This window comes from Pseudomonas sp. HN8-3, from assembly GCF_020790195.1.
GTDB lineage: Bacteria > Pseudomonadota > Gammaproteobacteria > Pseudomonadales > Pseudomonadaceae > Aquipseudomonas > Aquipseudomonas synxantha_A.
In genome coordinates, this window is sequence record NZ_CP086206.1 from 1713286 (window position 1) to 1739214 (window position 25929).

General features: G+C 60.3%; 19 protein-coding genes. 11 read left to right on the top strand and 8 right to left on the bottom strand.

The genetic code is table 11. The features are described 5' to 3' along the window. Window positions 1-48: 48 nt before the first annotated feature. Window positions 49-222, bottom strand: coding sequence for a PA1571 family protein (locus tag LJX92_RS07790; protein WP_057013325.1), 174 nt, complete (start codon window positions 220-222; stop codon window positions 49-51). A 236-nt stretch (window positions 223-458) separates the two neighbouring features. Between LJX92_RS07790 and LJX92_RS07795 the strand changes: the two genes are divergently transcribed. Further along, window positions 459-2225, top strand: coding sequence for an ABC transporter transmembrane domain-containing protein (locus tag LJX92_RS07795; RefSeq protein ID WP_179119801.1), 1767 nt, complete (start codon window positions 459-461; stop codon window positions 2223-2225). Window positions 2226-2360: 135 nt separating this feature from the next. On the opposite strand, the gene LJX92_RS07800 is transcribed toward LJX92_RS07795, so the two are convergent. After that, the gene (locus LJX92_RS07800) at window positions 2361-4289 is read right to left on the bottom strand and encodes a transglycosylase SLT domain-containing protein (RefSeq protein WP_005786144.1); all 1929 of its coding nucleotides are present in this window, start codon (window positions 4287-4289) and stop codon (window positions 2361-2363) included. A gap of 213 nt (window positions 4290-4502) precedes the next feature. Between LJX92_RS07800 and LJX92_RS07805 the strand changes: the two genes are divergently transcribed. After that, on the top strand, window positions 4503-6422 hold the full coding sequence (locus LJX92_RS07805; RefSeq protein WP_228309532.1) for an ATP-binding cassette domain-containing protein: 1920 nt from the start codon (window positions 4503-4505) through the stop codon (window positions 6420-6422). A 182-nt stretch (window positions 6423-6604) separates the two neighbouring features. Here LJX92_RS07805 and LJX92_RS07810 read toward each other — a convergent pair whose 3' ends face one another. After that, window positions 6605-7045 (bottom strand): universal stress protein, encoded by a 441-nt coding sequence (locus LJX92_RS07810; RefSeq protein WP_005786147.1) that lies wholly within the window; start codon window positions 7043-7045, stop codon window positions 6605-6607. 105 nt (window positions 7046-7150) lie between these two features. On the opposite strand from LJX92_RS07810, the gene LJX92_RS07815 reads away from it, so the two are divergent. The 7 genes from LJX92_RS07815 (at window position 7151) to LJX92_RS07845 (ending at window position 15535) form a co-directional block, all read left to right on the top strand. Beyond that, a complete protein-coding gene (locus LJX92_RS07815; RefSeq protein ID WP_032877219.1) occupies window positions 7151-7588 on the top strand; it encodes a hypothetical protein in 438 nt (145 codons plus the stop codon). Between the two features lie 458 nt (window positions 7589-8046). Then, window positions 8047-10194, top strand: coding sequence for a fatty acid oxidation complex subunit alpha FadB (gene fadB, locus LJX92_RS07820; protein WP_005786151.1), 2148 nt, complete (start codon window positions 8047-8049; stop codon window positions 10192-10194). Between the two features lie 29 nt (window positions 10195-10223). Further along, window positions 10224-11399, top strand: a complete 1176-nt coding sequence (gene fadA / locus LJX92_RS07825; protein WP_005786153.1) for an acetyl-CoA C-acyltransferase FadA — start codon at window positions 10224-10226, stop codon at window positions 11397-11399. 98 nt (window positions 11400-11497) lie between these two features. Beyond that, on the top strand, window positions 11498-11734 hold the full coding sequence (locus LJX92_RS07830; protein WP_032803813.1) for a DUF1653 domain-containing protein: 237 nt from the start codon (window positions 11498-11500) through the stop codon (window positions 11732-11734). A gap of 114 nt (window positions 11735-11848) precedes the next feature. After that, a complete protein-coding gene (topA, locus tag LJX92_RS07835; RefSeq protein ID WP_005786156.1) occupies window positions 11849-14470 on the top strand; it encodes a type I DNA topoisomerase in 2622 nt (873 codons plus the stop codon). Window positions 14471-14664: 194 nt separating this feature from the next. Then, window positions 14665-15186: a DUF6586 family protein gene (locus LJX92_RS07840; RefSeq protein ID WP_032877217.1), complete on the top strand. Its 522-nt coding sequence runs from the start codon at window positions 14665-14667 to the stop codon at window positions 15184-15186. 115 nt (window positions 15187-15301) lie between these two features. Further along, window positions 15302-15535, top strand: a complete 234-nt coding sequence (locus LJX92_RS07845; protein ID WP_005786160.1) for a hypothetical protein — start codon at window positions 15302-15304, stop codon at window positions 15533-15535. A gap of 53 nt (window positions 15536-15588) precedes the next feature. Here LJX92_RS07845 and sulA read toward each other — a convergent pair whose 3' ends face one another. Continuing rightward, window positions 15589-16062: an SOS-induced cell division inhibitor SulA gene (sulA, locus tag LJX92_RS07850; protein WP_005786162.1), complete on the bottom strand. Its 474-nt coding sequence runs from the start codon at window positions 16060-16062 to the stop codon at window positions 15589-15591. A 10-nt stretch (window positions 16063-16072) separates the two neighbouring features. Continuing rightward, complete coding sequence (lexA, locus tag LJX92_RS07855) at window positions 16073-16681, bottom strand: transcriptional repressor LexA (protein ID WP_003172575.1); 609 nt, start codon at window positions 16679-16681, stop codon at window positions 16073-16075. A gap of 263 nt (window positions 16682-16944) precedes the next feature. Here lexA and LJX92_RS07860 point away from each other — a divergent pair, with 263 nt between their 5' ends. Together LJX92_RS07860 and nagZ are read left to right on the top strand one after the other, a co-directional pair. Beyond that, entirely contained in the window at window positions 16945-17652 is a 708-nt protein-coding gene (locus LJX92_RS07860) for a TetR/AcrR family transcriptional regulator (protein WP_005786171.1), read from the top strand. 136 nt (window positions 17653-17788) lie between these two features. Further along, on the top strand, window positions 17789-18799 hold the full coding sequence (gene nagZ, locus LJX92_RS07865) for a beta-N-acetylhexosaminidase (protein ID WP_032877216.1): 1011 nt from the start codon (window positions 17789-17791) through the stop codon (window positions 18797-18799). 101 nt (window positions 18800-18900) lie between these two features. Here nagZ and LJX92_RS07870 read toward each other — a convergent pair whose 3' ends face one another. The 3 genes from LJX92_RS07870 to mfd are packed head-to-tail and all read right to left on the bottom strand — an operon-like array spanning window position 18901 to window position 25628. Beyond that, a complete protein-coding gene (locus LJX92_RS07870) occupies window positions 18901-21591 on the bottom strand; it encodes a DEAD/DEAH box helicase (RefSeq protein ID WP_228309533.1) in 2691 nt (896 codons plus the stop codon). Window positions 21592-21600: 9 nt separating this feature from the next. After that, the gene (locus tag LJX92_RS07875) at window positions 21601-22167 is read right to left on the bottom strand and encodes a CsiV family protein (RefSeq protein WP_228309534.1); all 567 of its coding nucleotides are present in this window, start codon (window positions 22165-22167) and stop codon (window positions 21601-21603) included. Between the two features lie 11 nt (window positions 22168-22178). Next, entirely contained in the window at window positions 22179-25628 is a 3450-nt protein-coding gene (gene mfd / locus LJX92_RS07880; RefSeq protein WP_148852349.1) for a transcription-repair coupling factor, read from the bottom strand. Between the last annotated feature and the right edge of the window lie 301 nt (window positions 25629-25929).

Below are 25929 nucleotides of genomic sequence, written 5' to 3' on the forward strand. Positions count from 1 at the left end.
CATAAAAAACCCGGCCACCTGGGCCGGGTTTGAAAGAGCGTGGGCACTTCAGCCTTGCTGGGCAGGTTTGACCAGTCGCTGTTCCAGCTCGCTGCAGGCTTGCTGGATCATCTCTTCGGTAATCTGCACCTCGCGGCCCTTGGCATCGATATACGAGCAAGGCAACACCTGCTGCTGGCGGATCACTTCAATCTTGGCGTTGCTGCTATCTTGCAAGGTCATGGCCTGTCTCCTCATCAGGTTGTGTACCTATCTTAAATCCCCCGCATGAACGCGCTGTTACAACTCCTTGCACGCTCATCGGTTCGAACACCCAGTCCACCAGAAACCGGTACATATTTCCAGATGAGTCTTAGACCGATAGCCTCTAGCGGCCTGTATCGGCGGGCATAATTAACCTGACTCATTGTTATTTGCGCAAGTTCCCCCAATGTTGAAGTACAGATTCCTCATTGGTGGTGCCTTCCATGCTCTCAACCCGTCAACGCCGTGCGATCCGCCTGGCCAGCCGCTTTATTGCGCCCTACCGCTGGCAGGCCCTGGGCGCCTTGCTGGCGCTGATCGTCACCGCCGGCATCACCTTGTCCATGGGGCAGGGCATTCGCCTTCTGGTCGACCAGGGTTTCATGACCCAGTCACCGCACTTGCTCAACCAGTCCATCGGCTTGTTCATGGTGCTGGTACTGGGCCTGGCTGTGGGTACGTTCACGCGGTTTTACCTGGTGTCGTGGATTGGCGAGCGCGTGGTGGCCGATATTCGCCGGCAAGTGTTCAATCACTTGATCTACCTGCACCCAGGCTTCTATGAGAACAACCGCAGCTCGGAGATCCAGTCGCGGCTGACCACCGATACCACGTTGCTGCAATCGGTGATCGGCTCATCGCTGTCGCTGTTCCTGCGCAACGCCCTGATGGTCATCGGCGGCATCGTGTTGCTGTTCATCACCAACCCCAAGCTCACCAGCATCGTGGTGGTGGCGCTGCCGCTGGTACTGGCGCCGATCCTGATCTTCGGGCGCCGGGTGCGCAGCCTGTCGCGTCTGAGCCAGGATCGTATTGCCGACGTCGGCAGCTATGTCGCCGAGACCTTGGGCCAGATCAAAACGGTGCAGGCCTACAACCACCAGGTGCAGGACGAACAGCGTTTCGCTGTTACCGTGGAGGACGCGTTCACCACCGCACGTAAACGCATCCTGCAACGCTCCTGGCTGATAACCCTGGTGATCATGCTGGTGCTCGGCGCCGTGGGCGTGATGCTATGGGTAGGTGGCATGGACGTGATCAGCGGGCGCATTTCCGGCGGTGAGCTGGCGGCGTTTGTGTTCTATAGCCTGATAGTCGGCAGTGCGGTTGGCACTCTGAGCGAAGTGCTCGGCGAGTTGCAGCGCGCTGCCGGTGCGGCCGAGCGTATCGGTGAGCTGTTGCAGTCGAGCAACGACATCCAGGCGCCGGCCGATGGCAGCGAACGCTTGCCGCAGCGGGTCAGTGGCCGCATGGAGCTGCAAGATCTGCGCTTTTGCTACCCCTCACGGCCGGACAGTTACGCCATTGATGGCTTGAACCTGACCATCAATCCCGGCGAAACCCTGGCGCTGGTAGGCCCATCAGGCGCGGGTAAATCGACAATCTTCGACCTGCTGCTGCGCTTCTACGATCCCCAGCAAGGGCGCATCCTGCTCGAAGGCCGCCCGCTGACCGAGCTGGACCCCCTGGACCTGCGTCGCCACTTTGCACTGGTGTCCCAGAGCCCGGCGCTGTTTTTCGGCAGCGTCGAGGACAACATTCGCTACGGCAACCCGTCCGCCACCATGGCCCAGGTCGAAGCCGCTGCGCGCATCGCCCATGCCCACGATTTCATCCTGCAAATGCCCGAGGGCTACCAGACCCACCTCGGCGACGGTGGCCTGGGCCTCTCTGGCGGCCAGCGCCAACGCCTGGCCATCGCCCGCGCCTTGTTGGTCGACGCGCCGATCCTGCTGCTGGACGAAGCCACCAGCGCCCTCGACGCGCAGAGTGAGCACCTGATCCAGCAAGCACTGCCGCAATTGATGCAAGGAAGAACCACACTGGTGATCGCTCACCGTCTGGCGACCGTCAAGAATGCCGATCGAATAGCGGTGATGGATCAGGGCAAACTGGTGGCGGTGGGCACGCACCAGGAGTTGATTGCGAGCAATCCACTGTATGCGCGGTTGGCGGCGCTGCAGTTCAGCGCAGATCACTAGCGCCACAAGCATTGCAGAAATACCAATGTGAGAGGGGGCTTGCTCCCGATAGCAGAGTGTCAATCAGCAGTTTTGTTGCTGACCCACCGCTATCGGGAGCAAGCCCCCTCCCACATTGGAAGCAGGTTCAGTGCCTTACTGGTCGTCGAAGTATCGCTCATGCCAATCCACCAGCGGCTGCGGCGAATTGAGCTTCTGCCCGTAGATCACCGAATAAGACAGCACGTTCTGCACATACTGGCGGGTTTCGTCGAACGGGATGCTTTCAACCCACACATCGAAGCTCAGGTGGTCTGCACCGCGCAGCCATTGGCGCACGCGGCCGGGGCCGGCGTTGTAGGCGGCGGAAGCGAGCACACGGTTGCCGTTGAACTGGCTGTGCACCTGGCTCAGGTAGGCGGCGCCGAGCTGGATATTTTTATCCGGGTCCAGCACCTGGGCCGGGGAGGCCAGGGGGATGCTGAATTTGCGTGCGGTTTCCTTGGCGGTGCCGGGCATCAGTTGCATCAGGCCGCTGGCGCCAACGCCGGAGCGGGCATCGTCCATAAACGCGCTTTCCTGACGGGTAATGGCAAATATCCAGCTTGAATGCAGGCCGCGCACTTTGGCTTCGCGCACCAATGTGTCGCGGTGCGCCATCGGGAAACGGATGTCCAGGTCGTCCCAGTACTGCGCCTGGCTGATGGTACGGATCGCCGGGAAGTACCACTTCATGTCGTAGGCCAGCTTGGCCTGGGCGACCATCTCGTCACGGTTGAAGTGCCGGCTGACGTGGTACCACTCGCGGCGACCGTCCACGATCTGGCCACGGGCGTAGAACTCCAGGGCGCGGCGCACCCCGGGGGTATTGCGGACCTTGTTGACCAATGCCTGGCTCATCACCAGCGGCTTGTTGTTCAACTGGTAAGGGGATTTGGAACGGTCAGCAGCAAGGAAACCGTAGAAGTCCCGTTCCTTGGCCACGTTTTTGTACAGCACCAGGGCCTGCGGGTTTTTCGGTTCGGCCAGCTCCAGGCTGCGCGCCTGCCAGTAGCGCCAGCGGTTAGTGGTGGCCAGGTCTTGTGGGAGTTTGCGGGTCAACTGGTAGGCATCTTCCCAGCGTGCCAGGCGCAACAGCAGGCGCAGGCGCCATTCGGACACGGTGTTGTCGCGCAGTTCCGGGTCGTACTTGGTCATCACGTCCAGCGCACGTGGGTCGAAGCGCTTGGCCAGGGTCAGGCCAATCTCGCGGGCAATCGACACCTTTTCGTCACGGGAGAAGTGCATGCTGCTGGCGTAGCCGTCGAGCAGGGCCATGGCCTTGTCCGGATCCTGGCGGGCCAGGCGGCGCAGGCCCAGGCCGACGGCGTCAGACATCGCCTCGGTGGCCGGCAGGAAGCGTGACGGATCGCTGAGCATGTCAGGCTTTTGCGCCACATCCACCATCAGGCGGCCTTGGACGCCGAGGGTTGGCAGGGTCTTCACCAGGCTGTTGGCCAGCGCGTAATTGCGGGCTTCGGCGGCGAGCTTGGTGCGGTCCCAAATCTTCTGTTCGGTCAGTTGGCCGGCAGCGGCCCATTGGCCGAAGGTGGCGTCACAGGCGGCGGGCTGGGATTTGCCGGTCATCCACAACTTTTCGGCGGTCTTGTAGCCTTCAGCCTTCAGATTGTGGCTGAGCTGGTACTGGCCATGCAGGCAGTCCAGCTCGACGAAATTGAGCTTGGTGTCGTAGTACTTTTCAAAGGTCTGCCAATCGCCACGCTCGGCCAGCCAGCGCAGCCAACGCAGTTTCATCCAGTTGGCCTGGGGCAGGTCGCCGTGTTTGGCGAGGAACTGTTCGATTTCCTCGTTGCTCGCGGTTTTCAGGCGTGCAGTCAGCTCGTCATACGCCAGGTACGGCGTGAGCGGGTAGTCGGCCAGGGCCTGGCTGTATTGCATGTACGGGCCGCTGTCGCCCTTGGCCAGGGCGCGTTTGGCTTGATCGTAATACTGACGTTGGGTGGTGAGGTCCACCGCCTGGGCGGTTTGAACGGCAGTGGCGGAAAGAAGCAGACAAGATAAAAAGTTGAAAAGGCGACTGCGCATGAGACGTCCGTGCAGAGAAATCACGACTAGCACCGGCACTGCCGACACTGATTGCCTCTAGCTTAGCCTTTTGCCAGCGGCCCGCGAAAGCTTTGCCGTCTGGTTCGTTCAAGTTCGCCGGAAATGTCCTACAGAACGTGTCAATAGAGAAAATGCCGACCGCATCCCACCCTCAAGTCAGGTAGAATGCGCGCCCAGTTTTTGGAGAAGCGTATGACCCTGCTCAAATTCAGCGATGTGTCCCTTGCTTTCGGCGCCATGCCGTTGTTGGACAAGGTGTCCTGGCAGATCGCCCGTGGTGAGCGGGTGTGCATCATCGGCCGCAACGGCACCGGCAAGTCCAGCATGATGAAGCTGGTAAAAGGCGACCAGAAGCCTGATGACGGCTCTGTCTGGCGTGCCCCGGGCCTCAAGATCGGCGAATTGCCGCAGGAATTGCCGGTGGCCGACGGACGGACAGTGTTCGACGTGGTTGCCGAAGGTCTGGACGGCGTCGGCGAGTTGCTCGCGCAATACCATCACCTGGCGCAGAACTGCGTCACCGAGGAAGACCTGGACAAGCTGATGCACGTCCAGCAAGACCTCGAAGCCCGTGATGGCTGGCGCTTGCAGCAACTGGTGGACAGCACCCTGAGCCGCCTGCAACTGCCGGCCGACAAGACCCTCGCCGAATTGTCCGGGGGCTGGCGTCGCCGTGTGCTGCTGGCCCAGGCGCTGGTGTCCGAGCCGGACCTGCTGTTGCTCGACGAACCGACCAACCACCTGGACATCGGCGCCATCGCCTGGCTTGAAGAAGCCATCAAGGACTTCCAGGGCGCCGTGCTGTTTATCACGCACGACCGTGCTTTCCTGCAGAGCCTGGCCACGCGCATCCTCGAGCTGGACCGTGGCGGCCTGATCGACTGGAACGGCGACTACGCCAGCTTCCTGGTGCACAAGGAAGCCGCCTTGGCTGCCGAAGAAACCGCCAACGCGCTGTTTGACAAAAAGCTGGCCCAGGAAGAAGTCTGGATCCGCCAGGGCATCAAGGCCCGTCGCACCCGTAACGAAGGCCGCGTACGTGCCTTGAAAGCCTTGCGCGTGGAGCGCAGTGAGCGCCGCGAGCGTACCGGCAAGGCCAATATCCAGCTGGACACCGCCGACAAGTCGGGCAAGCAGGTAATGGTGCTGGAGAATGTCAGCTTCCATCACCCGGACGGCCCGTTCCTGATCAAGGACTTCTCCATGGTCCTGCAACGCGGCGACCGTATCGGCCTGCTGGGCGCCAACGGCACCGGCAAGACCACCTTGCTCAAGCTGATGCTCAGCGGTCTGCAGCCGACCAGCGGCAAGGTGGAAGAGGGCACACGCATCGACGTGGCCTACTTTGACCAGTTGCGCCACCAGTTGGACCTGGAAAAGACCGTGATCGACAACGTCGCCGAAGGTCGCGACTTTATCGACATCGACGGCCAGAGCCGCCACGTACTCAGCTACCTGGGCGACTTCCTGTTCAGCCCGCAACGTGCGCGTACGCCGGTCAAGGCCCTGTCTGGTGGTGAGCGCGCGCGTTTGCTGCTGGCCAAGCTGTTCAGCAAACCGGCCAACCTGCTGGTGCTCGACGAACCGACCAACGACTTGGATGTGGAAACCCTTGAGTTGCTCGAAGAAGTGCTGCTGACGTTCAACGGCACTGTGCTGATGGTCAGCCACGACCGGGAATTCCTCGACAACGTGGTCACCAGCACCCTGGTCTTTGAAGGTGAAGGCAAGGTGCGCGAATACGTCGGTGGTTACCAGGACTGGTTGCGTCAGGGTGGTTCGCCACGTCTGCTGGGCGTGACCGAGAGCAAGTCCGGCAAGGCCGACCTGACCTCGGCGGTGGTGACTCCTGTGCAAGAGGCTGCACCGGCCCAGGAAGCTGCACCCGCGGCCAAGAAGAAGCTCAGCTACAAGCTGCAGCGTGAGCTGGAAGCCTTGCCGGGTGAGATCGACGCCAAGGAACAGCAGATTGCTGCGGTCGAAGCGCAAATGGCTGACGCCGGTTTCTATCTGCGACCCGCGGCTGAAACCGCCAAGGTCATCGCTTCCCTGGAGACGTTGAACCAGGAGCTGGAAGCGTTGGTTGAGCGTTGGGCCGAGCTGGATGCCTGAGTAATCGCACCGCAATAAAAAAGCCCGGCACTCTTCTATGAGCGCCGGGCTTTTTAATATGAAATGCGATTCAACTGTGGGAGCTGGCTTGCCTGCGATAGCGGTGTAACAGCCACCTGATGCATCAACTGACAGGCTGCTATCGCAGGCAAGCCAGCTCCCACATTAGACCTTCATCGGTCTTACGAGCTCTTTGCCAGTTTGACGGCCAGTACATCGCAAGGCGCGCCGTGCAATACATCATTGGCGGTGGAGCCCAGCAACAGTGCCAGGCCATGACGGCCGTGGCTGCCGACCACGATCAGGTCACAGGCCTTTTCCTTGGCCAAGTGGTGGATTTCCTGACGCGGTTGGCCGTATGTCAGGTGGCAGTCTTCCTTTTTCAGGTGCGGGTATTTGAGAATCAAACGGTCCAGGCGCTCCTTGGCCTGGTCGAATTGTTGTTGCTGCAACTGGGAAAGGTCCATCGGTACGTCACCGCCAAAGGCCATGGCCATGGGCTCGACGATATGCACCAGCGACAGTATGGCGCCATTGGCCAATGCGGATTCCTGCGCGCGCTTGATCACCGGATCGCACTCTTCGGTCAGATCGACAGCGACCAGAATATGTTTGTAGGGCATGAGGCGTTCCTCCAAGGGACTGCAATAAGTTCAGTATGGCTGCTTTCAAGCGGATGGGGTTGCGTCAGGTCAAATCCGCTCATCTAGAAATTCGGGAGTACACATATGACGGTGTGGATAGTGGTGTCAATCCTTGCGGTGGTTTTAAGCCCCCTGGCCTGGCTGCGCCCGTCGCGTGGGCAGAGCGGGCGCATGGCCCTGCGCATGGAGGCACGCCGCATCGGCCTGGCCATGCAGTTGGCGCCCCAGGAATGGCCGCACTGGCTCAAGCAAGAGCCGCCGAGCCCTTGTGCGCAGTACTGTCGACCGCGGCGTGGGAGCACGCCGGCTATCTGGAGTTACTGGCAGTTGGAGCCGGGTGTGTGGGTCAATCAATGGCGCGAAGAGTGTGTGGATGAAAAGTTGTTGCCGTATTTTGCGACGCTGCCGGCGAACGTCTACAAGGTCGAGGCCGACAAGCAGATGATCGCCTTGTACTGGGGCGAGAAGGGCGACATGAGTGTGTTGAAGGATATTGATGCGTTGCTCAGGGCCTTGGCCTGACACTCCTACAGAGGCCGGGCAATAAAAAGCCCGACTTCATCATCGGGCTGGAGGTGGCCAGGCAGGCCGGTAAATCTGCAAGTTCCCGCTAGCCTAGCCGTATATCCCTTTCTGTACAGCCGCTTCCCACATCTTTTCTATTATTGATCTTGTGAATATTTGAATATTGACGGGTTGCCTGCCTGTGGTCCGGGTTCTGAAATGACTGGAAAGTCGCGTTTTTCCTAGCCTTTGGAGCGATTGACAATTGCTCGGAATTGGATGAAGGTGGCGTACCCAAATCAAACGGGCGTATGAATTGAGCGTTTGCCTGTCAGACGACTCCTACAGAATCCCGACTATCGCACTGGCGGGTGTGCCTGGCTGATTGGCGTGAGCATTGATGCAACTGTCAATGTCAAACCAGCGACCAGCGTCCGGTGTGTACTGTTCAGCTTCCATATCGTGGAGATCAGTTGATGATTTACGAAGGTAAAGCCATCACGGTTAAGGCTCTTGAAAGTGGCATCGTCGAATTGAAATTCGACCTCAAGGGTGAGTCCGTCAACAAGTTCAACCGTCTAACCCTGAATGAATTGCGTCAGGCCGTAGACACCATCAAAGCAGATGCTTCGGTCAAGGGCGTGATCGTCTCCAGCGGCAAGGACGTGTTCATCGTCGGCGCTGACATCACCGAATTCGTCGACAACTTCAAGCTGCCCGATGCCGAGCTGGTGGCTGGCAACCTCGAAGCCAACAAGATCTTCAGCGATTTCGAAGACCTCAACGTGCCGACTGTTGCCGCGATCAATGGCATTGCGTTGGGTGGCGGCCTGGAAATGTGCCTGGCAGCGGATTTCCGTGTCATGTCCGCGACCGCCAAGATCGGCCTGCCGGAAGTCAAACTGGGCATCTACCCGGGCTTCGGCGGTACCGTGCGCCTGCCGCGCCTGATCGGTGCCGACAATGCGATCGAATGGATCGCGGCCGGTAAGGAAAACAAGGCCGAGGACGCACTGAAGGTCGGTGCCGTCGACGCAGTGGTGGCTCCGGACAAACTGGCCGAAGCCGCGCTGAACCTGATCAAGGGCGCCATCAGCGGCGAATTTGACTACAAGGCCAAGCGTCAGCCGAAGCTGGAAAAACTCAAGCTCAACGCTATCGAACAGATGATGTCGTTCGAAACCGCCAAAGGTTTCGTGGCAGGCCAGGCCGGTCCGAACTACCCGGCCCCGGTTGAAGCGATCAAGACCATCCAGAAGGCCGCGAACTTCGGTCGTGACAAAGCCCTGGAAGTGGAAGCGGCAGGCTTCGTCAAACTGGCGAAAACCTCGGCGGCCCAGAGCCTGATCGGTCTGTTCCTGAACGATCAGGAACTGAAGAAAAAGGCCAAGGCCTACGACGAAATTGCCAAGGACGTGAAACAGGCTGCCGTACTCGGCGCCGGTATCATGGGCGGCGGTATCGCCTATCAGTCGGCGTCCAAAGGCACGCCGATCCTGATGAAAGATATCAACGAGCACGGTATCGAGCAGGGCCTGGCCGAAGCCGCCAAGCTGCTGGTGGGCCGCGTTGATAAAGGTCGTATGACCGCTGCAAAAATGGCCGAAGTGCTCAATGGCATTCGTCCTACGCTGTCCTACGGCGATTTCGGCCACGTCGACCTGGTGGTCGAAGCGGTTGTCGAGAACCCGAAGGTCAAGCAGGCGGTATTGGCTGAAGTGGAAGCCCAGGTCAAAGATGACACCATCCTGGCCTCCAACACCTCGACAATTTCCATTTCGCTGCTGGCCAAGGCCCTCAAGCGTCCGGAAAACTTCGTCGGCATGCACTTCTTCAACCCGGTGCACATGATGCCGCTGGTGGAAGTGATCCGTGGCGAGAAGTCCAGCGAGCTGGCCGTTGCCACCACCGTTGCCTACGCCAAGAAAATGGGCAAGAACCCGATCGTGGTCAACGACTGCCCGGGCTTTTTGGTCAACCGCGTGCTGTTCCCCTACTTCGGCGGTTTCGCCAAGTTGGTCAGTGCCGGTGTGGACTTCGTGCGCATCGACAAGGTCATGGAGAAATTCGGCTGGCCCATGGGCCCGGCGTACCTGATGGACGTGGTCGGCATCGACACCGGCCACCACGGCCGCGACGTTATGGCTGAGGGCTTCCCGGACCGCATGAAAGACGACCGCCGCTCGGCGATCGACGCGCTGTACGAGGCCAAGCGCCTGGGCCAGAAGAACGGCAAGGGCTTCTACGCCTACGAGGCCGACAAGAAGGGCAAGCAGAAGAAAGTCGCCGACCCGTCGGTGCACGAAGTGCTCGCTCCGGTCATCTACGAACAGCGTGAGGTGTCGGACGAGGACATCATCAACTGGATGATGATCGCCCTGTGCCTGGAAACCGTGCGTTGCCTGGAAGACGGCATCGTCGAAACCGCCGCCGAAGCCGATATGGGCCTGGTGTACGGTATTGGTTTCCCTCCATTCCGTGGTGGTGCACTGCGCTACATCGATTCGATCGGTGTGGCCGAGTTCGTTGCCCTGGCTGACAAATACGCTGATTTGGGCCCGCTGTACCACCCGACCGCGAAGCTGCGTGAAATGGCCAAGAATGGCCAGAGCTTCTTCGGTTAAGCGCCCAATCGACTAGAGCGAGAATATTTATGAGCTTGAATCCAAGAGACGTCGTGATTGTCGACTTCGGTCGTACTCCGATGGGCCGCTCCAAGGGCGGCATGCACCGCAACACCCGCGCTGAAGACATGTCGGCGCACCTGATCAGCAAGCTGCTGGAACGTAACGTCAAGGTTGACCCGAACGAAGTCGAAGACGTGATCTGGGGCTGCGTTAACCAGACCCTGGAGCAGGGCTGGAACATCGCGCGCATGGCGTCGTTGATGACTCAGATCCCGCACACCGCAGCCGGCCAGACCGTCAGCCGCCTGTGCGGCTCGTCGATGAGCGCGCTGCACACCGCTGCACAAGCGATCATGACCGGCAACGGTGATGTATTCGTGGTCGGCGGCGTGGAGCACATGGGCCACGTCAGCATGATGCACGGCGTCGATCCCAACCCGCACATGTCGCTGTACGCGGCAAAAGCCTCGGGCATGATGGGTCTGACCGCAGAAATGCTCGGCAAGATGCACGGCATCACTCGCGAAGCCCAGGACGCGTTCGGCCTGCGTTCCCACCAGCTCGCCCACAAGGCGACCGTGGAAGGCAAGTTCAAGGATGAGATCATCCCGATGAACGGCTACGACGAGAACGGTTTCCTGAAACTGTTCGACTACGACGAAACCATTCGTCCGGACACCACCCTGGAAAGCCTCGCGGCGTTGAAGCCTGCGTTCAATCCAAAGGGCGGCACCGTGACAGCCGGTACGTCGTCGCAGATCACCGACGGTGCTTCGTGCATGATCGTGATGTCGGCGCAGCGTGCCCAGGACCTGGGTATCCAGCCGCTGGCCGTGATCCGTTCGATGGCGGTAGCAGGTGTGGACCCGGCGATCATGGGCTATGGTCCAGTACCGGCCACACAAAAAGCCTTGAAGCGCGCGGGCCTTTCCATCTCCGATATCGACTTCTTCGAGCTCAACGAAGCTTTCGCCGCACAGGCCCTGCCAGTGCTGAAAGATTTGAAAGTACTCGACAAGATGAACGAGAAGGTTAACCTGCACGGCGGTGCGATTGCCCTGGGCCACCCATTCGGTTGCTCCGGTGCACGTATCTCCGGCACTTTGCTTAACGTGATGAAGCAAAATGGCGGCAACCTCGGGGTTGCTACCATGTGCATTGGTCTCGGCCAAGGCATCTCCACCGTCTTCGAACGCGTCTAAACGTTCGGTTGACGGAAGCCGGGGCCAAGTGCCCCGGTTTTTGTTTTTTGGAACTTTTTAATATTTTTTTTCAACAAATTTTGTACGAGGGCCAGAGCATGAAAGTTGAACCAGGGCTCTACCAACATTATAAGGGGCCGCAGTACCGCGTTTTCAGCGTGGCACGGCACTCCGAAACCGAAGAAGAAGTGGTGTTTTACCAAGCACTGTATGGCGAATACGGCTTTTGGGTGCGTCCCTTGAGCATGTTCCTGGAGACCGTTGAAGTTGACGGCGAGCAGGTCCCGCGCTTTGCTTTGGTCCAGGCCGAACCCAGTCTTTTTAAAGGGCAATAACGGCAGGTCGCGCAGAATGCTGCGCTTGACCTCACCTTGTTGCCACTATATATAGCGTTGCCGCGACAGGCGCCAACTGCCTTTCACTTCTCGAATTCAGGAATTTTCCGATCCATGGGCAAATCGCTGGTCATTGTGGAATCCCCGGCTAAGGCCAAGACCATCAACAAGTACTTGGGCAACGAGTACGTGGTGAAGTCGAGTATCGGCCATATCCGAGACCTGCCCACCAGCGGTTCGGCTAGCGCCAGCAAGGAGCCTGCCGCCAAGCGCGGCAAGGCGGCTGCGGGCGAAGGTCCGGTGCTCAGCCCTAAAGAGAAAGCGCGCAAGCAGCTGGTCTCGCGCATGGGTGTGGACCCGGACCATGGCTGGAAGGCCAAGTACGAAATCCTTCCGGGCAAGGAAAAGGTCATCGAAGAGCTGCGCCGGCTCGCCAAGGATGCTGACACCATCTATCTCGCGACGGACTTGGACCGCGAAGGGGAAGCCATTGCCTGGCACCTGCGCGAAGCCATCGGCGGTGATGACAGCCGCTACAAGCGTGTGGTGTTCAACGAAATCACCAAGAAAGCCATCCAGGAAGCCTTCTCCAAGCCGGGCGAGCTGGATATTGACCGCGTCAACGCCCAGCAGGCCCGTCGCTTCCTCGACCGCGTCGTGGGCTACATGGTCTCGCCACTGTTGTGGGCGAAAATTGCCCGTGGTTTGTCCGCCGGCCGTGTGCAATCGGTAGCGGTCAAGCTGGTGGTAGAGCGTGAGCGTGAGATTCGTGCGTTCAACCCCGAAGAATATTGGGAAGTGCACGCCGATCTCGGCACCGCCAAGGGCGCCAACGTGCGCTTTGAAGTGGCCCGCGAGAAAGGCGAGGCCTTCAAGCCGCTGAACGAAGCCCAGGCCATGGCCGCGCTGGAGAAGCTCAAGGCCTCCAGCTACAGCATCGTCAAGCGCGAAGACAAACCGACCAGCAGCAAGCCGTCGGCGCCGTTTATCACTTCTACCCTGCAACAGGCCGCGAGCAACCGCTTGGGCTTCGGGGTGAAGAAGACCATGATGATGGCCCAGCGTCTGTATGAAGCCGGTTACATCACCTACATGCGTACCGACTCCACCAACCTGTCGCAAGACGCGGTGGCGATGGCGCGCACGTATATTGAAAGCGAGTTCGGCAAGACCTATCTGCCGGAGAAGCCGAACGTCTACAGCAGCAAGGAAGGCGCACAAGAGGCTCACGAAGCGATTCGTCCTTCCGACGCCAACACCACGCCCGCCAAGCTGAGCGGCATGGAGCGTGACGCTGAGCGCCTCTACGAGCTGATCTGGCGCCAGTTCCTGGCCTGCCAGATGCTGCCGGCGCAATACCTGTCTACCACTGTCAGTGTGGGCGCTGGCGACTTCGAGCTGCGCGCCAAGGGCCGTATCCTCAAGTTCGACGGCTACACCCGTGTCATGCCGCAAATCGCCAAGCCTGGCGATGACGACGTGCTGCCGGACATGGCCCAGGGCGATACGTTGAAGCTGATCAAGCTCGACCCATCCCAGCACTTCACCAAGCCACCGGCGCGTTATTCCGAAGCCAGCCTGGTGAAAGAGATGGAAAAGCGCGGTATCGGTCGCCCGTCGACCTATGCAGCGATCATTTCTACCATCCAGGACCGTGGCTACGTCGCGCTGCACAACCGTCGTTTCTATTCGGAAAAGATGGGCGATATCGTTACCGAGCGCCTGTCCGAGAGCTTCTCCAACCTGATGGACTACGGCTTCACCGCCGGCATGGAAGAGAATCTCGATGACGTGGCCCAGGGCGAACGCGACTGGAAAAACGTGCTGGATGAGTTCTACGGCGACTTCAAGAAAAAACTCGAAGTAGCCGAGAACCCTGAGAGCGGTATGCGCGCCAACCAGCCGGTGATGACGGATATTCCGTGCACCACCTGCGGTCGACCAATGCAGATTCGTACCGCCTCCACGGGCGTGTTCCTCGGTTGCTCAGGCTACAGCCTGCCGCCCAAAGAGCGCTGCAAGGCGACCGTCAACCTGGTGCCGGGCGATGAAATCGCGGCTGATGACGAGGGTGAATCCGAGTCGCTGGTGCTGCGTGGCAAGCACCGCTGCCCGATCTGCAGCACGGCGATGGACGCCTACCTGCTGGACGAGAAGCACAAGTTGCACATCTGCGGTAACAACCCCGATTGCAATGGCTACGAGATCGAAGAGGGCACCTACCGCATCAAAGGCTATGAAGGTCCGAGCCTGGAATGCGATAAGTGCGGCAGCGAGATGCAGCTCAAGACCGGCCGTTTCGGCAAGTTCTTCGGCTGCACCAATCCGACCTGCAAGAACACGCGCAAACTGCTCAAAAGCGGTGATGCGGCGCCGCCGAAGATGGATCCGGTGAAGATGCCGGAGCTCAAGTGCGAAAAGGTCAACGACACCTACATCCTGCGTGACGGCGCATCGGGGCTGTTCCTGGCTGCCAGCCAGTTCCCGAAAAACCGCGAGACCCGTGCGCCGCTGGTGATGGAGATCGTGCCGCACAAGGACGAGATCGATCCGAAGTACCACTTCCTGTGTGAAGCGCCGAAGAAGGACCCGGATGGTCGCCCAGCCGTAATCCGCTACAGCCGCAAGACCAAGGAGCAGTACGTGCAGACCGAAGTGGACGGCAAGCCTACCGGCTGGAAAGCGTTCTACGACGGCGGCAAGTGGAAGGTCGAGGACAAGCGCCAGGGCGCTTGATCCGTCGGATGCGCTGAAGATCCAAATGTGGGAGGGGGCTTGCCCCCGATGAGGGAGTGTCAGTTGATACATCTGTAACTGACCCACCGCCATCGGGAGCAAGCCCCCTCCCGCATTTGCACTTGCAGTACGTTCGGCTGATCCGTGACACTGTTCAGCCAGCATCACGCCTATTCGTTGTGGAGATTGCCGTCATGGCCAACGAACTCTATACCCGTACCAATCAGAAAATTTACTTCGCGGGTTTATCCCTGGACGCCCTTGGCCGTGCAGAGGAAGGGAAGGAGATGAATGCCATCGCGCTGGTGCAGGCGGGGCGCGAAGCGGCCTTGTTTCATCTCTATGGCGCGTTGCTGGGGCTATGCCATGAAATTGCAGGGTTCTACCGCTTGCCCCAGGCAGGTGCCCCCCGTGCAGAAATGATCATGAATCGTGAAGTGCTCGATTCGATGGCGATCCCTGAGTTGGCCGAGCTGGTGGAAATGGCCCAGAGCCCTGACAGTTGGGTGGCACGGCTGCTCAAGGCCCATGCCGATATGTTCCATCCACCACGTATTCCCCATGTGCCCAAGGGCGATGTCACCCAGCCGCTGATCGTTGCCGTGGCGTTGGAACAGGATGAGCCCAAGCCCTTGGGGCGCGAAGAGTTGGAAGGCTGGCGCCAGGAGCTGAAAAAGATGGCGCTGCGTTTTCGTGAGGGGTTGAACGAGTGCTGAAGGTCGGCGCTCGCCGGGCACCATTCATCAAGCCGTAAAGAAACCTGCCCGGTTCCTCTGCGAGGCTGGGTGGATGACTGATATAATCTCGGCCTTTCGTGGAGAACAGACTTTTATGCCAACGTCCTTTCTGGAAATTGTTGAACTGCCTGATGGCCGAATCGAACTGCGCCGGGCTGAGGACGAAGGTTCTCTGGTTATTCTGGATTTTTCCGAAGATGCCAAAGTGTTCCTGCAGGGCCAGCACGTGGAAGTGGCTAAAGCCATGTTGAGCGTGGGCGTGCAGATGGCAGGTCGCCTGGCTGAAGGCGAACCGGAGAAGGACGACGGCCCGCGCGTACTTCACTGAGTCTTGTGGTGAGGGGGCTTCCAAGCCCGATCACTGCAAGCCAAGCTGTAGTTTTATCCCAAACGAATATTCAAACTCTGAGCGTCGCCCGTACGTGCGGCACTGATGAGTTGCTGCTTGGCGCTCGCATTCAACGGATTCAACCAGCTCACCACCGTATGACTGCGGCCTAGACGCAAGGCCTCACAGGTCAACTGCTGGGCGCTCTGCGCTCCCCGTGGCTGCAACAGCAGGATGCGCTCGCGGTTGAGGCCGGCGTCCCGCAGCCAGGCCTGGGTCAGGCTGGCGGGCGGGGCGATCAGCGTCAGCCAGCGTGCGTCCTGGTCTTCGCTCAATTCGCGCAGAATTGGCGCCAGCAGGTTCAGGCAGCTTTCGGCCGCACCGCGCAACGACAATTCACTGAACGCCTCAGGTTCACCGCCCCAGGGGGCTTCGACCGTTTCCTTGAGGATGGGCGCAAGGGGTTGGGCCATAAAGGCCTCGAACAGCGACAGTTGTGTGTGTTGTGGGGTGTGCACGAGCTGCATGATGCCTCCTTTAGCGGCGAATGACGCCGACACTCAAGCCTTCGATCACCAGGTCCTGATCTTTCAGGTTGACTTCAATCGGGGCGAACTCAGGGTTCTCGGCCAGTAGCCAGACCTTGCTGCCTTCACGCTTGAAGCGTTTGACCGTGACCTCATCACCGATACGGGCGACGACGATCTGGCCATTGCGGGCTTCACGGGTGGTATGCACTGCGAGCAGGTCGCCATCGAAGATGCCTACGTCTTTCATGCTCATGCCGTGCACACGCAACAGATAGTCGGCGCGAGGATGGAAGAAGGTCGGGTTGATGTTGCAGGATTCCTCGACGTGCTGCTGCGCCAGGATCGGCGCACCGGCAGCGACGCGGCCGATGATCGGTAGTGTCGATTCGTCGGCCTTGGCTTCAAAGCCAGGGATGCGGATACCGCGTGAAGCCCCTGGAGTCATCTCGATCGCGCCTTTGCGAGCGAGCGCCTTGAGGTGTTCTTCCGCGGCATTCGGGGACTTGAACCCCAGTTCCAGGGCAATCTCCGCACGGGTAGGCGGGTAACCGTTGTCATCGAGGCAGCGCTTGATGAAGGCCAGAATCTCGGCTTGGCGTGGCGTCAGTTTTAGCATGTTGATCGCTCTGTCTTTTTATACAGTGACTGGGATTATATACAGTGAACTGCGCTTGGCAATCATCCTTTTGCGCGACTCCGCTGGACGGTCATGCGTCACCCTTCCTACAACGTAGATAGGGTGTTGCCTACACGGCGAAAGGGATGTGATTAAATAGCGATGAAAGGGGTGACTGCCCGGCCGGAAAGCGAACCCGCAGGCTTGACAAGACACACTCTGAAACGTATGTTTCAAACAAGTGTTTGTCAGGCGGAGTAGCCATGGCCCAGTCGGAAACCGTTGAACGCATTCTCGATGCTGCCGAGCAATTGTTCGCGGAAAAAGGATTTGCTGAAACCTCATTGCGGCTGATCACCAGCAAGGCTGGGGTCAACCTCGCTGCCGTGAACTATCATTTCGGCTCGAAAAAAGCCCTGATCCAAGCGGTGTTTTCCCGCTTCCTGGGGCCATTCTGTGCCAGCCTCGACCGTGAGTTGGAGCGCCGCCAGGCCAAGGCTGATCACAAGCCAAGCCTGGAAGAGCTGCTGGAAATTCTTGTAGAGCAGGCGTTGGTCGTGCAACCTCGCAGTGGTAATGACCTGTCGATCTTCATGCGCCTGCTGGGCCTGGCGTTCAGCCAGAGCCAAGGCCACCTGCGTCGTTACCTGGAAGACATGTACGGCAAAGTATTCCGCCGCTATATGTTGCTGGTCAACGAGGCGGCCCCACGTATTCCGCCTATCGAACTGTTCTGGCGCGTGCATTTCATGCTCGGCGCTGCGGCGTTCAGCATGTCCGGGATCAAGGCGTTGCGAGCGATAGCCGAGACCGATTTCGGCGTGAACACCTCGATCGAACAGGTGATGCGCCTGATGGTGCCGTTCCTCGCTGCGGGTATGCGCGCCGAGACCGGCGTCACCGACTCGACCATGGCTGCCGCCCAATTGCGCCCACGCAGCAAAACTGCACCGGTCGCCGCCAAGGTTTGATCGCCCCTGGGTGTGCGTGGCCGCTAGCATCCGCTAAGCTAGCCGCCATGCCGATTTCAGCTATTTATCCGCAACCCGTCGTGCTGACCGTGCCTGGTCAGCCCGACGGGTTGTGTGCGTTATTTAAGGAAGGTTTATGACTGCTGCCCTGCAAGGTTCTTTGATGGTCGACGTTGCCGGTACCTGGCTGACGGCCGAGGATCGTCACCTGTTGCGCCAACCGGAAGTGGGCGGCCTGATTATTTTTGCGCGCAATATCGAGCATCCACGCCAGGTTCGCGAGCTGAGTGCGGCGATCCGTGCGGTGCGCCCGGACCTGCTGCTGGCGGTCGACCAGGAAGGCGGGCGCGTACAGCGCCTGCGCCAGGGCTTTGTGCGCCTGCCAGCCATGCGCGCGCTGGCCGATAACCCCAACGCTGAATACCTGGCAGAACAGTGCGGCTGGATCATGGCCACCGAAGTACTGGCCGTGGGTCTCGACCTGAGTTTCGCCCCAGTGCTGGACCTGGATTACCAACGCAGCGCCGTGGTCGGCACTCGCTCCTTCGAAGGCGACCCCGAGCGCGCCGCCGTACTGGCCGGTGCCTTTATTCGCGGCATGAACAGCGCCGGTATGGCCGCCACCGGCAAGCACTTCCCCGGGCACGGTTGGGCCGAGGCCGATTCCCACGTCGCGATTCCCAATGACGAACGCAGCCTGGAACAGATTCGTGCCAATGACCTGGTGCCTTTCGCACGCTTGAGTAAGCAATTGGCCGCCGTGATGCCGGCGCACGTCATTTACCCGCAGGTTGATGCCCAGCCTGCTGGTTTTTCGCGTCGCTGGTTGCAGGACATCCTGCGCGGTGAGTTGCAGTTCGACGGGGTGATCTTCAGTGATGACCTGTCCATGGCGGGCGCCCATGTGGTCGGCGATGCGGCCAGCCGTATCGAAGCGGCGTTGACCGCTGGTTGTGACATGGGCTTGGTGTGCAATGACCGTGCGGCGGCCGAGTTGGCGCTGAGTGCAGCACAGCGGATGAAGGTCACGCCATCGGCGCGGATAGCGCGTATGCGTGGGCAGGCGGTTGCCTCAACGGACTATAAGCAGGACCCGCGTTGGCTGACAGCGCTTACTGCGTTGCGCGATGCGCAGTTGATCGGCTGAAAACCGAAGCGCGACCATCGCAGGCAAGCCAGCTCCCACATTTTGATGTGTGAATACATTCAAGTGTGGGAGCTGGCTTGCCTGCGATAGCGATCTAACAGTCAGCGCTTCTCTTGCTTATTAGGCAGTGGTGCGAAGAGCGCCTCGATATCCTCATTACCCAACTGCCAATCGCCAGTGGTCCGGCCATCCAGAACACCCGCCGCAAGGTCGGACTTCTCCTTCTGCAAGTGCTGAATTTTCTCCTCCACCGTGCCCCGCGCAATCATCTTGTACACAAACACTGGCTTTTCCTGCCCGATGCGATACGCACGGTCGGTGGCCTGGTTTTCCGTGGCCGGGTTCCACCACGGGTCGTAGTGAATCACCGTGTCGGCTTCGGTCAGGTTCAAACCCACGCCACCGGCCTTCAAGCTGATCAAAAAGATCTGCAACTTGCCGCTCTGGAAATCCTTCACCGGTGTACGTCGGTCACGGGTCTGGCCGGTTAGCAATGCGTAGGCAATCCCGCGTTTTTTCAGTTCGATTTCGATCAGGCTCAGCATCGAAGTGAACTGCGAGAACAGCAGAATCCTGCGGCCTTCGGCAAACAGCTCGTCAAGCATGTCCATCAGGCTGTCGAGCTTGCCCGAGCTGCTGCCACGCGCCGGCAGAGTGGCGTCGTTGACCAGGCGCAGGTCGCAGCACACTTGTCGCAGTTTGAGCAGCGCTTCAAGGATGATGATCTGGCTGCGGGCCACGCCCTTGCGGGTGATTTCGTCGCGGACTTTTTTATCCATGGCCAGACGCATGGTTTCGTACACGTCGCGCTGGGCCTCGTTGAGGTCGACCCAGTGGATGATCTCAGTCTTGGGTGGCAGTTCGGTCGCCACCTGTTCCTTGGTGCGGCGCAGCAGGAACGGTTTGATCCGACCGTTGAGGTGCTGCAAGCGCACGTCACTGGCGCGTTTTTCAATCGGCACGCGGTAATCACGGTTGAAGCTCTTCACGTCGCCCAGCCAACCCGGCAACAGGAAGTGGAACAGCGACCACAGTTCACCCAAGTGATTTTCCAATGGCGTGCCGCTCAGGCACAGGCGCTGGCGGGCGTTCAGCTCGCGTGCGGCCTGGGCGGCCTTGCTGGACGGGTTCTTGATGTACTGCGCTTCATCCAGGATCAATACATGCAAGGGCAGGGCGGCGAGCGTGTCGATGTCCTTGGGCAGCAGGGCATAGGTGGTCAGCAGCAGGTCGTAGTCGTGCAGGTTGGCGAAGTGTTTCTTGCGCCCTGCGCCGTACAGCGCCTGCACCCGCAGTTGCGGGGTGAAGTGCGCTGCTTCGTCGAGCCAGTTCGGAATCAGGCTGGTGGGCATCACGACCATGCAGGGCCGATCAAGGCGCCCGGCGATTTTCTCGGTGAGAATATGCGCCAGGGTTTGCAGGGTTTTGCCCAGGCCCATGTCGTCCGCGAGAATCCCGCCCACTTCCAACTGGCGCAGTGACTGCATCCAGCTCAAGCCTTCCAGTTGATAGGGGCGCAAGGTTGCGTTCAGGCCCTCGGGCGCCACGCAGGTGAAGTCCTTGATGTCCCGCAGGCGTTGGGCGAAGTTGCGGATCTTCTCGCCACCCTCCCATTGCAACGGCAGGTCTTCCAGCGGGTTGAGCCTGATCGCGTCGGCCTTGGCCAGGCGCAACGTCGTGGTGCCGGTTTCTTGCAGGTAGAACTCGCCGAGAGTCGCCAGCACCGGCTTCAAACGCCCGTAGGGCAGCGCCACTTGCAGCGGGCCGTGGCCGTTGGGCAGCCCGGGAATATTCACCAGGATCAGTTCATCATCGCGGCGCCTTGCGAGTTTTTCCGGGTTGAGGATCTCGGTGTGGGAGCGCATCAGGTTCAACAGGATCGGCAGCAGGCTCAACCGCTCGCCATTGACGATGATGCCCAACTCCAAGTCGAACCAGTCACGCTCGGGCGCCTCATCGACGCTGGCGTACCAGTCGTCCACCGGGCTCAGGTCGAAACCGAAGTCTTCATCGATTTGCAGCTCCCAGCCCTCGGCCCGCAGCGTTGGCGATGAGTTGAGCGTGAAGTTCAGCCAGGCGCTGTCATTGACCATCTCGAACAGCTCGCCGGCACTTTCCGGCAGGGCTTTGCTCTGTCGCGTGGCGATCTTGAAACCCAGCAGACGCAGCTGTTCGCGACAGGCTTGTTCCAGCTCGGGGTGGCGCTTGATTCGCAGGCTCTGGGTGTCCTGGCGCACGATGATATCGGCGTTCTTTTGCCCACTGACGTAATTGCCCAGGTAGTTGAACGACAGTGCCGCACGGTGCTGGATATAGCGCTGCATCTTGCCGTTGCGCGGTTCGAACGCGCTGAACTCGACGCTCGCCAGCCACAGGCGTGGCACGGGCCGCACATCCTCCATGACCACCTGCGGCAGGACCACGCGGTTATCCAGCACGGCCTGGAGTTTTTCCAGCAGTTGCGCATCCTGGGTCGCCGCCGGGTAGGCCAGGGTTTCCTGGACCTTGAGCAGCACCGCCGCGATGTGTTTGCAGTTGGTGTGCACCGGGCAGGTACAGCGGCTATCCACCAGGATCAGCAGGCCCTTGGCCGACTCACGCAACGAGATGGTTTGCCGATAGACGTTACCGCCGGAGCCTTCGCAACTGGCGGTAATGGTGCTGTCACCGCACTCGACGATACGCACGCGATTTTCCAGTGCGTAACGCCGCCCGCGCTCCAGGCTCTGCTCTTTGAAGCGATTGGCCCACGAAGGGGCCAGGGGTTTGGTCAGAGGCGAAGTGAGGGGCATGGCGCTGGATCAGTCCTGCATGTCGGGCGGCGGTGCGCTGGGCGGCTTGGCGGTCAGCGAGGTGATCTTGATCAGCAACGCCAGGTGGCCGCCGTCCAGGTAATTAAGCTGGTTGTTCTTGGTGCGTACGTCTTTCTGCGCCAGGTGTTCACTGGCGATCACGCTGCCGTTGCCGTCGAACTGGTTGATCCAGAAGTCGGCATCGATGTCGGTGAAACGACCCAGTTGCAGGCTCAGCACGCCTTCGATAGGGAACTGGCCGAATTGCTCCTGGCCGTCGGTGATCGCGATCTTCACCGGCTGCTCGCCCAGGTTCTGTTCCCAGGCCTTGTGCGCGAGCACGGTGTAGTTGGAGTCGGCGCGCAATTTTTCCACGATGTTGCCCAGGCGCGGCGGGTTCAGCCGCTCGCCCAGGCGCTGGGCGCCGCCGTCCCAGTTCTCCGGGGCGGCGCGGCTGTTGATCACCGGCTCGGCATTCTGGCGCACCAGGATCATTTCCACCTGGTACGGGCTGTCGGCAAATGCCGAAGGCGCGAGTACCACCAACAACAGGCTCAGAATGCGGAACAAGCGCATGGCGGCGTCCTTCAAGCGGATTTCGGGATAAGGCGCTCAAACAGCGCCTCCAGGGTATTGAAGCGTTCTTCGGCACGTTCCATCGGCACCATGAACTTGAACAGCGTAGCCCCTTCGAACTTGTAGCGGTTGGGCTGGCCCTGGATCAGCTTGATCAGCACCAACGGGTCGACCGGCGTCTGCGCTTCGAATTCGATACGCCCACCTTGCGGCCCGGCGTCGACCTTCTTGATCCCCAACTGCTCGGCCTGCAACTTGAGCAGGGTCAGGCGCACCAGGTTCTTGGTCGGTTCGGGCAGCAGGCCGAAGCGGTCGATCATCTCTACTTGTAGGTCCTTGAGGCCCTCTTCGTCGGTGGCCGAGGCGATGCGCTTGTAGAGGATCAGCCGCGCATGCACATCCGGCAGGTAGTCTTCGGGAATCAATGCCGGCAAGCGCAGGTTGATCTCCGGGCCGCCGCCCAGGGGTTGATCGAGATTCGGTTGCTCGCCCTTGCGGATGGCTTTCACTGCGCGTTCGAGCATCTCCATATACAGGGTGAAGCCGACCGCCTGGATCTGCCCGCTCTGGCCATCGCCCAGCAGTTCGCCGGCGCCACGGATTTCCAGGTCGTTGGTGGCCAGCACAAAGCCGGCGCCGAGGTCCTGGGTGTTGGCGATCGCTTCCAGGCGTTTTTCCGCATCGGAAGTGATCTGTTGGCGTGGCGGCGTGAGCAGATAGGCGTAGGCCTGGTGGTGACTGCGCCCGACGCGGCCGCGCAGTTGGTGCAGCTGCGCCAGCCCGAACTTGTCGGCGCGCTCGATGATGATGGTGTTGGCGCTGGGCACGTCGATGCCGGTCTCGATGATGGTCGAGGCGATTAGCACGTTGAAGCGCTTGTGGTAGAAGTCGCTCATTACCTGTTCGAGTTCGCGCTCGCGCATCTGCCCGTGGCCAATGGCGATACGGGCTTCCGGCACCAGTTCGGCGAGGTCGGCGGCGCATTTCTCGATGGTCTTCACATCGTTATGCAGGTAATACACCTGGCCGCCGCGCAGCAGTTCACGCAGCAGGGCTTCCTTGACCGTGCTCTTGTTCTGCTCCATCACGAAGGTGCGCACTGACAGGCGGCGTGCGGGTGGTGTAGCGATGATCGACAGGTCGCGCATACCCGATACGGCCATGTTCAGCGTGCGCGGAATCGGCGTAGCGGTGAGGGTAAGGATGTCGACTTCGCTGCGCAGGGCCTTGAGCTGTTCTTTCTGGCGCACGCCAAAGCGGTGCTCTTCGTCGATGATCACCAGGCCCAGGTTCTTGATCTTCACGTCGTCCGACAGCAACTTGTGGGTGCCTATGACGATATCGATCTTGCCCTCGGCCAGGTCGGCAACGGCGGCATTCACTTCCTTGGCGGACTTGAAGCGGCTCATCACCTCCACGGTCACTGGCCAGTCGGCAAAGCGGTCGCGGAAGCTGTTGTAGTGCTGCTGGGCGAGCAGGGTGGTCGGCACCAGGATCGCCACCTGGCGACCGCCGTGTACCGCAATAAAGGCCGCGCGCATGGCCACTTCGGTTTTGCCGAAGCCCACGTCGCCACACACCAGGCGGTCCATCGGCTTGGGCGCGAGCATGTCGGCGCGCACCGCCTCGATGGTGGTTTGCTGGTCCGGAGTTTCTTCGAAGGCGAAGCCGGCACTGAAGGTGGCGTAGTCGGCTTTCGGGTCAGCGAACGCGTAACCTTCGCGGGCGGCACGGCGGGCATAGATGTCGAGCAATTCTGCGGCCACGTCGCGAACCTGTTCGGCGGCCTTGCGCTTGGCTTTCTGCCAGGTCTCGGAGCCCAGGCGATGCAACGGTGCCAAAGCGTCGTCGCTACCGGTGTAACGGGCGATCAGGTGCAGGCTGGCCACCGGCACGTAGAGCTTGGCGCCCTCGGCGTATTCCATGGTGAGGAATTCGGCGGCCTGGTTGTCGATCTCCAGTGTCTGCAAGCCCAGGTAGCGGCCTACACCATGGTCGATATGCACCACCGGCGCGCCTTCGCGCAGCTCGGTGAGGTTCTTGATCACTGCGTCATTGTTGGCGTCTGCGCGTTTTTCCCGGCGACGGCGTTGCATCACGCGCTGGCCGAAAAGCGGGCTCTCGGCGATCAGTGCGAGGGCCGGGTCGTCCAGCAACAAGCCTTCGTCCAAGGGGGCGATGGTGATCGCCAGGCGCTCTTTGCTATTTACAAAATCCGGCCAGCTGTCGACGGTCTTGGGCCGCAGTTTCAAGCGTTCCAACAGCTCCAGCAGCACTTCGCGGCGCCCGGCGGACTCGGCGGTAAACAGCACGCGGCCAGGGAAGTCACCGAGGAAGTTGGACAGCGCTTCCAACGGTTGCGTGGCTTTGGCCTGGATCGCCAGGTCGGGCAGGGTTCCCGCGGGGAAGCGTTCCCGACCACTGCCGGCGTCTACATCTTGTTGGCTGGCGACCACGCGCGGCCAGTTTTTCAAGCGGGCGAAGCAGTCTTCTACGGGAAGGAACAATTCGGCGGGCGGCAATAAAGGCCGGGACGGATCGACGCGGCGCTCTTCATAGCGGTTGCGCACGTCGTTCCAGAAGTTTTCCGCCGCCTGCTCGATGCCTGGCAGCGAGAACACCTGGGTGTCCTGGGGCAGGTAGTCGAAGAGGGTGGAGGTTTCGTCGAAGAACAATGGCAGGTAGTACTCGATACCCGCTGGGGTAATCCCGCTGCTTAAGTCCTGGAAGATTGGGCAGCGACGGAAATCCACGTCAAAGCGCTCACGAAAGCGCGCCTTGAAGCGGGTGACCGCGTCTTTTTGCAGCGGGAACTCCCGCGCCGGCAGCAGCTTGATCGAGTCGACCTTGTCGATGGAGCGCTGGTTTTCCGGATCGAAGGTGCGCAAGGTCTCGATTTCGTCATCGAACAGGTCGATGCGATACGGCAACTTGCTGCCCATCGGGAACAGGTCGATCAGGGCGCCGCGCACTGCGAACTCACCGTGCTCGTACACCGTGTCGACGCAGCGGTAGCCGCTGGCTTCCAGGCGCGTGCGCATCTGTTCTACGTCGAGCTTCTGGCCGATATCCAGCACCAGACTGCTGCCAAGCAGGAACTTGGTCGGCGCCAGGCGGTGCAGCGCCGTGGTGATCGGCACCACCAGCACGCCGTGGGCCAGTTCCGGCAAGCGGTACAGGCTGGCGATGCGCTGGGAGATGATGTCCTGGTGCGGCGAGAACAGGTCGTAAGGCAGGGTTTCCCAGTCGGGAAAATGCAGCACCGGCAAATCCGGGGCGAAGAAGCTCAGCTCCTGCTCCAGCCGTTCGGCACTTTGGCTGTCGGCGGTAAGCAGCAGGGTAAAGCGCTTGGCTGCGCTGGCAGCCTCGGCAATGGCCAGGCTCAGGGCGGCACCGGGCAGGTTGCCCCAGTGCTGTTTACCTGCCGCGGCAGGGAGAAGCGGTAGACGCAGAACGGGCACGGAAGGTTGAGCTCCAAGCGTTGCGACAAAGTCGGTAATTGTAACGGCCCCAGGTGCCGCCTGTCAGTTGCTGACTGTGCCTATTACGGTTTGTAGGAAATGTAGTGGCTAAGACAAACAATGACCGGTTTTGACTCAATATGTAGTGCCAAAATGCGTGAATGTTTAGGAGGGTTACGGACAAGTCGGCGATGGCGCTGGACTAGTGGCCTTCTGGAACCCGCGTATTTACTGGGCTGTAGCGCGGAGGTATTTTTTTGCAAGGGCTTTTTGTTGCCCCTCGCGCATTGCTCAACGGCCA

Bases quoted from the DNA above. Each gene is read 5' to 3' on its own strand.
- fadA (WP_005786153.1), top strand. From the start codon at position 10,224: ATGAGCTTGAATCCAAGAGACGTCGTGATTGTCGACTTCGGTCGTACT.
- LJX92_RS07810 (WP_005786147.1), bottom strand. From the start codon at position 7,045: ATGCCCTACAAACATATTCTGGTCGCTGTCGATCTGACCGAAGAGTGC.
- LJX92_RS07830 (WP_032803813.1), top strand. From the start codon at position 11,498: ATGAAAGTTGAACCAGGGCTCTACCAACATTATAAGGGGCCGCAGTAC.
- LJX92_RS07805 (WP_228309532.1), top strand. From the start codon at position 4,503: ATGACCCTGCTCAAATTCAGCGATGTGTCCCTTGCTTTCGGCGCCATG.
- LJX92_RS07860 (WP_005786171.1), top strand. From the start codon at position 16,945: ATGGCCCAGTCGGAAACCGTTGAACGCATTCTCGATGCTGCCGAGCAA.
- LJX92_RS07840 (WP_032877217.1), top strand. From the start codon at position 14,665: ATGGCCAACGAACTCTATACCCGTACCAATCAGAAAATTTACTTCGCG.
- LJX92_RS07800 (WP_005786144.1), bottom strand. From the start codon at position 4,289: ATGCGCAGTCGCCTTTTCAACTTTTTATCTTGTCTGCTTCTTTCCGCC.
- LJX92_RS07790 (WP_057013325.1), bottom strand. From the start codon at position 222: ATGACCTTGCAAGATAGCAGCAACGCCAAGATTGAAGTGATCCGCCAG.
- LJX92_RS07870 (WP_228309533.1), bottom strand. From the start codon at position 21,591: ATGCCCCTCACTTCGCCTCTGACCAAACCCCTGGCCCCTTCGTGGGCC.
- fadB (WP_005786151.1), top strand. From the start codon at position 8,047: ATGATTTACGAAGGTAAAGCCATCACGGTTAAGGCTCTTGAAAGTGGC.
- sulA (WP_005786162.1), bottom strand. From the start codon at position 16,062: ATGCAGCTCGTGCACACCCCACAACACACACAACTGTCGCTGTTCGAG.
- nagZ (WP_032877216.1), top strand. From the start codon at position 17,789: ATGACTGCTGCCCTGCAAGGTTCTTTGATGGTCGACGTTGCCGGTACC.
- lexA (WP_003172575.1), bottom strand. From the start codon at position 16,681: ATGCTAAAACTGACGCCACGCCAAGCCGAGATTCTGGCCTTCATCAAG.
- LJX92_RS07875 (WP_228309534.1), bottom strand. From the start codon at position 22,167: ATGCGCTTGTTCCGCATTCTGAGCCTGTTGTTGGTGGTACTCGCGCCT.
- LJX92_RS07815 (WP_032877219.1), top strand. From the start codon at position 7,151: ATGACGGTGTGGATAGTGGTGTCAATCCTTGCGGTGGTTTTAAGCCCC.
- topA (WP_005786156.1), top strand. From the start codon at position 11,849: ATGGGCAAATCGCTGGTCATTGTGGAATCCCCGGCTAAGGCCAAGACC.
- LJX92_RS07845 (WP_005786160.1), top strand. From the start codon at position 15,302: ATGCCAACGTCCTTTCTGGAAATTGTTGAACTGCCTGATGGCCGAATC.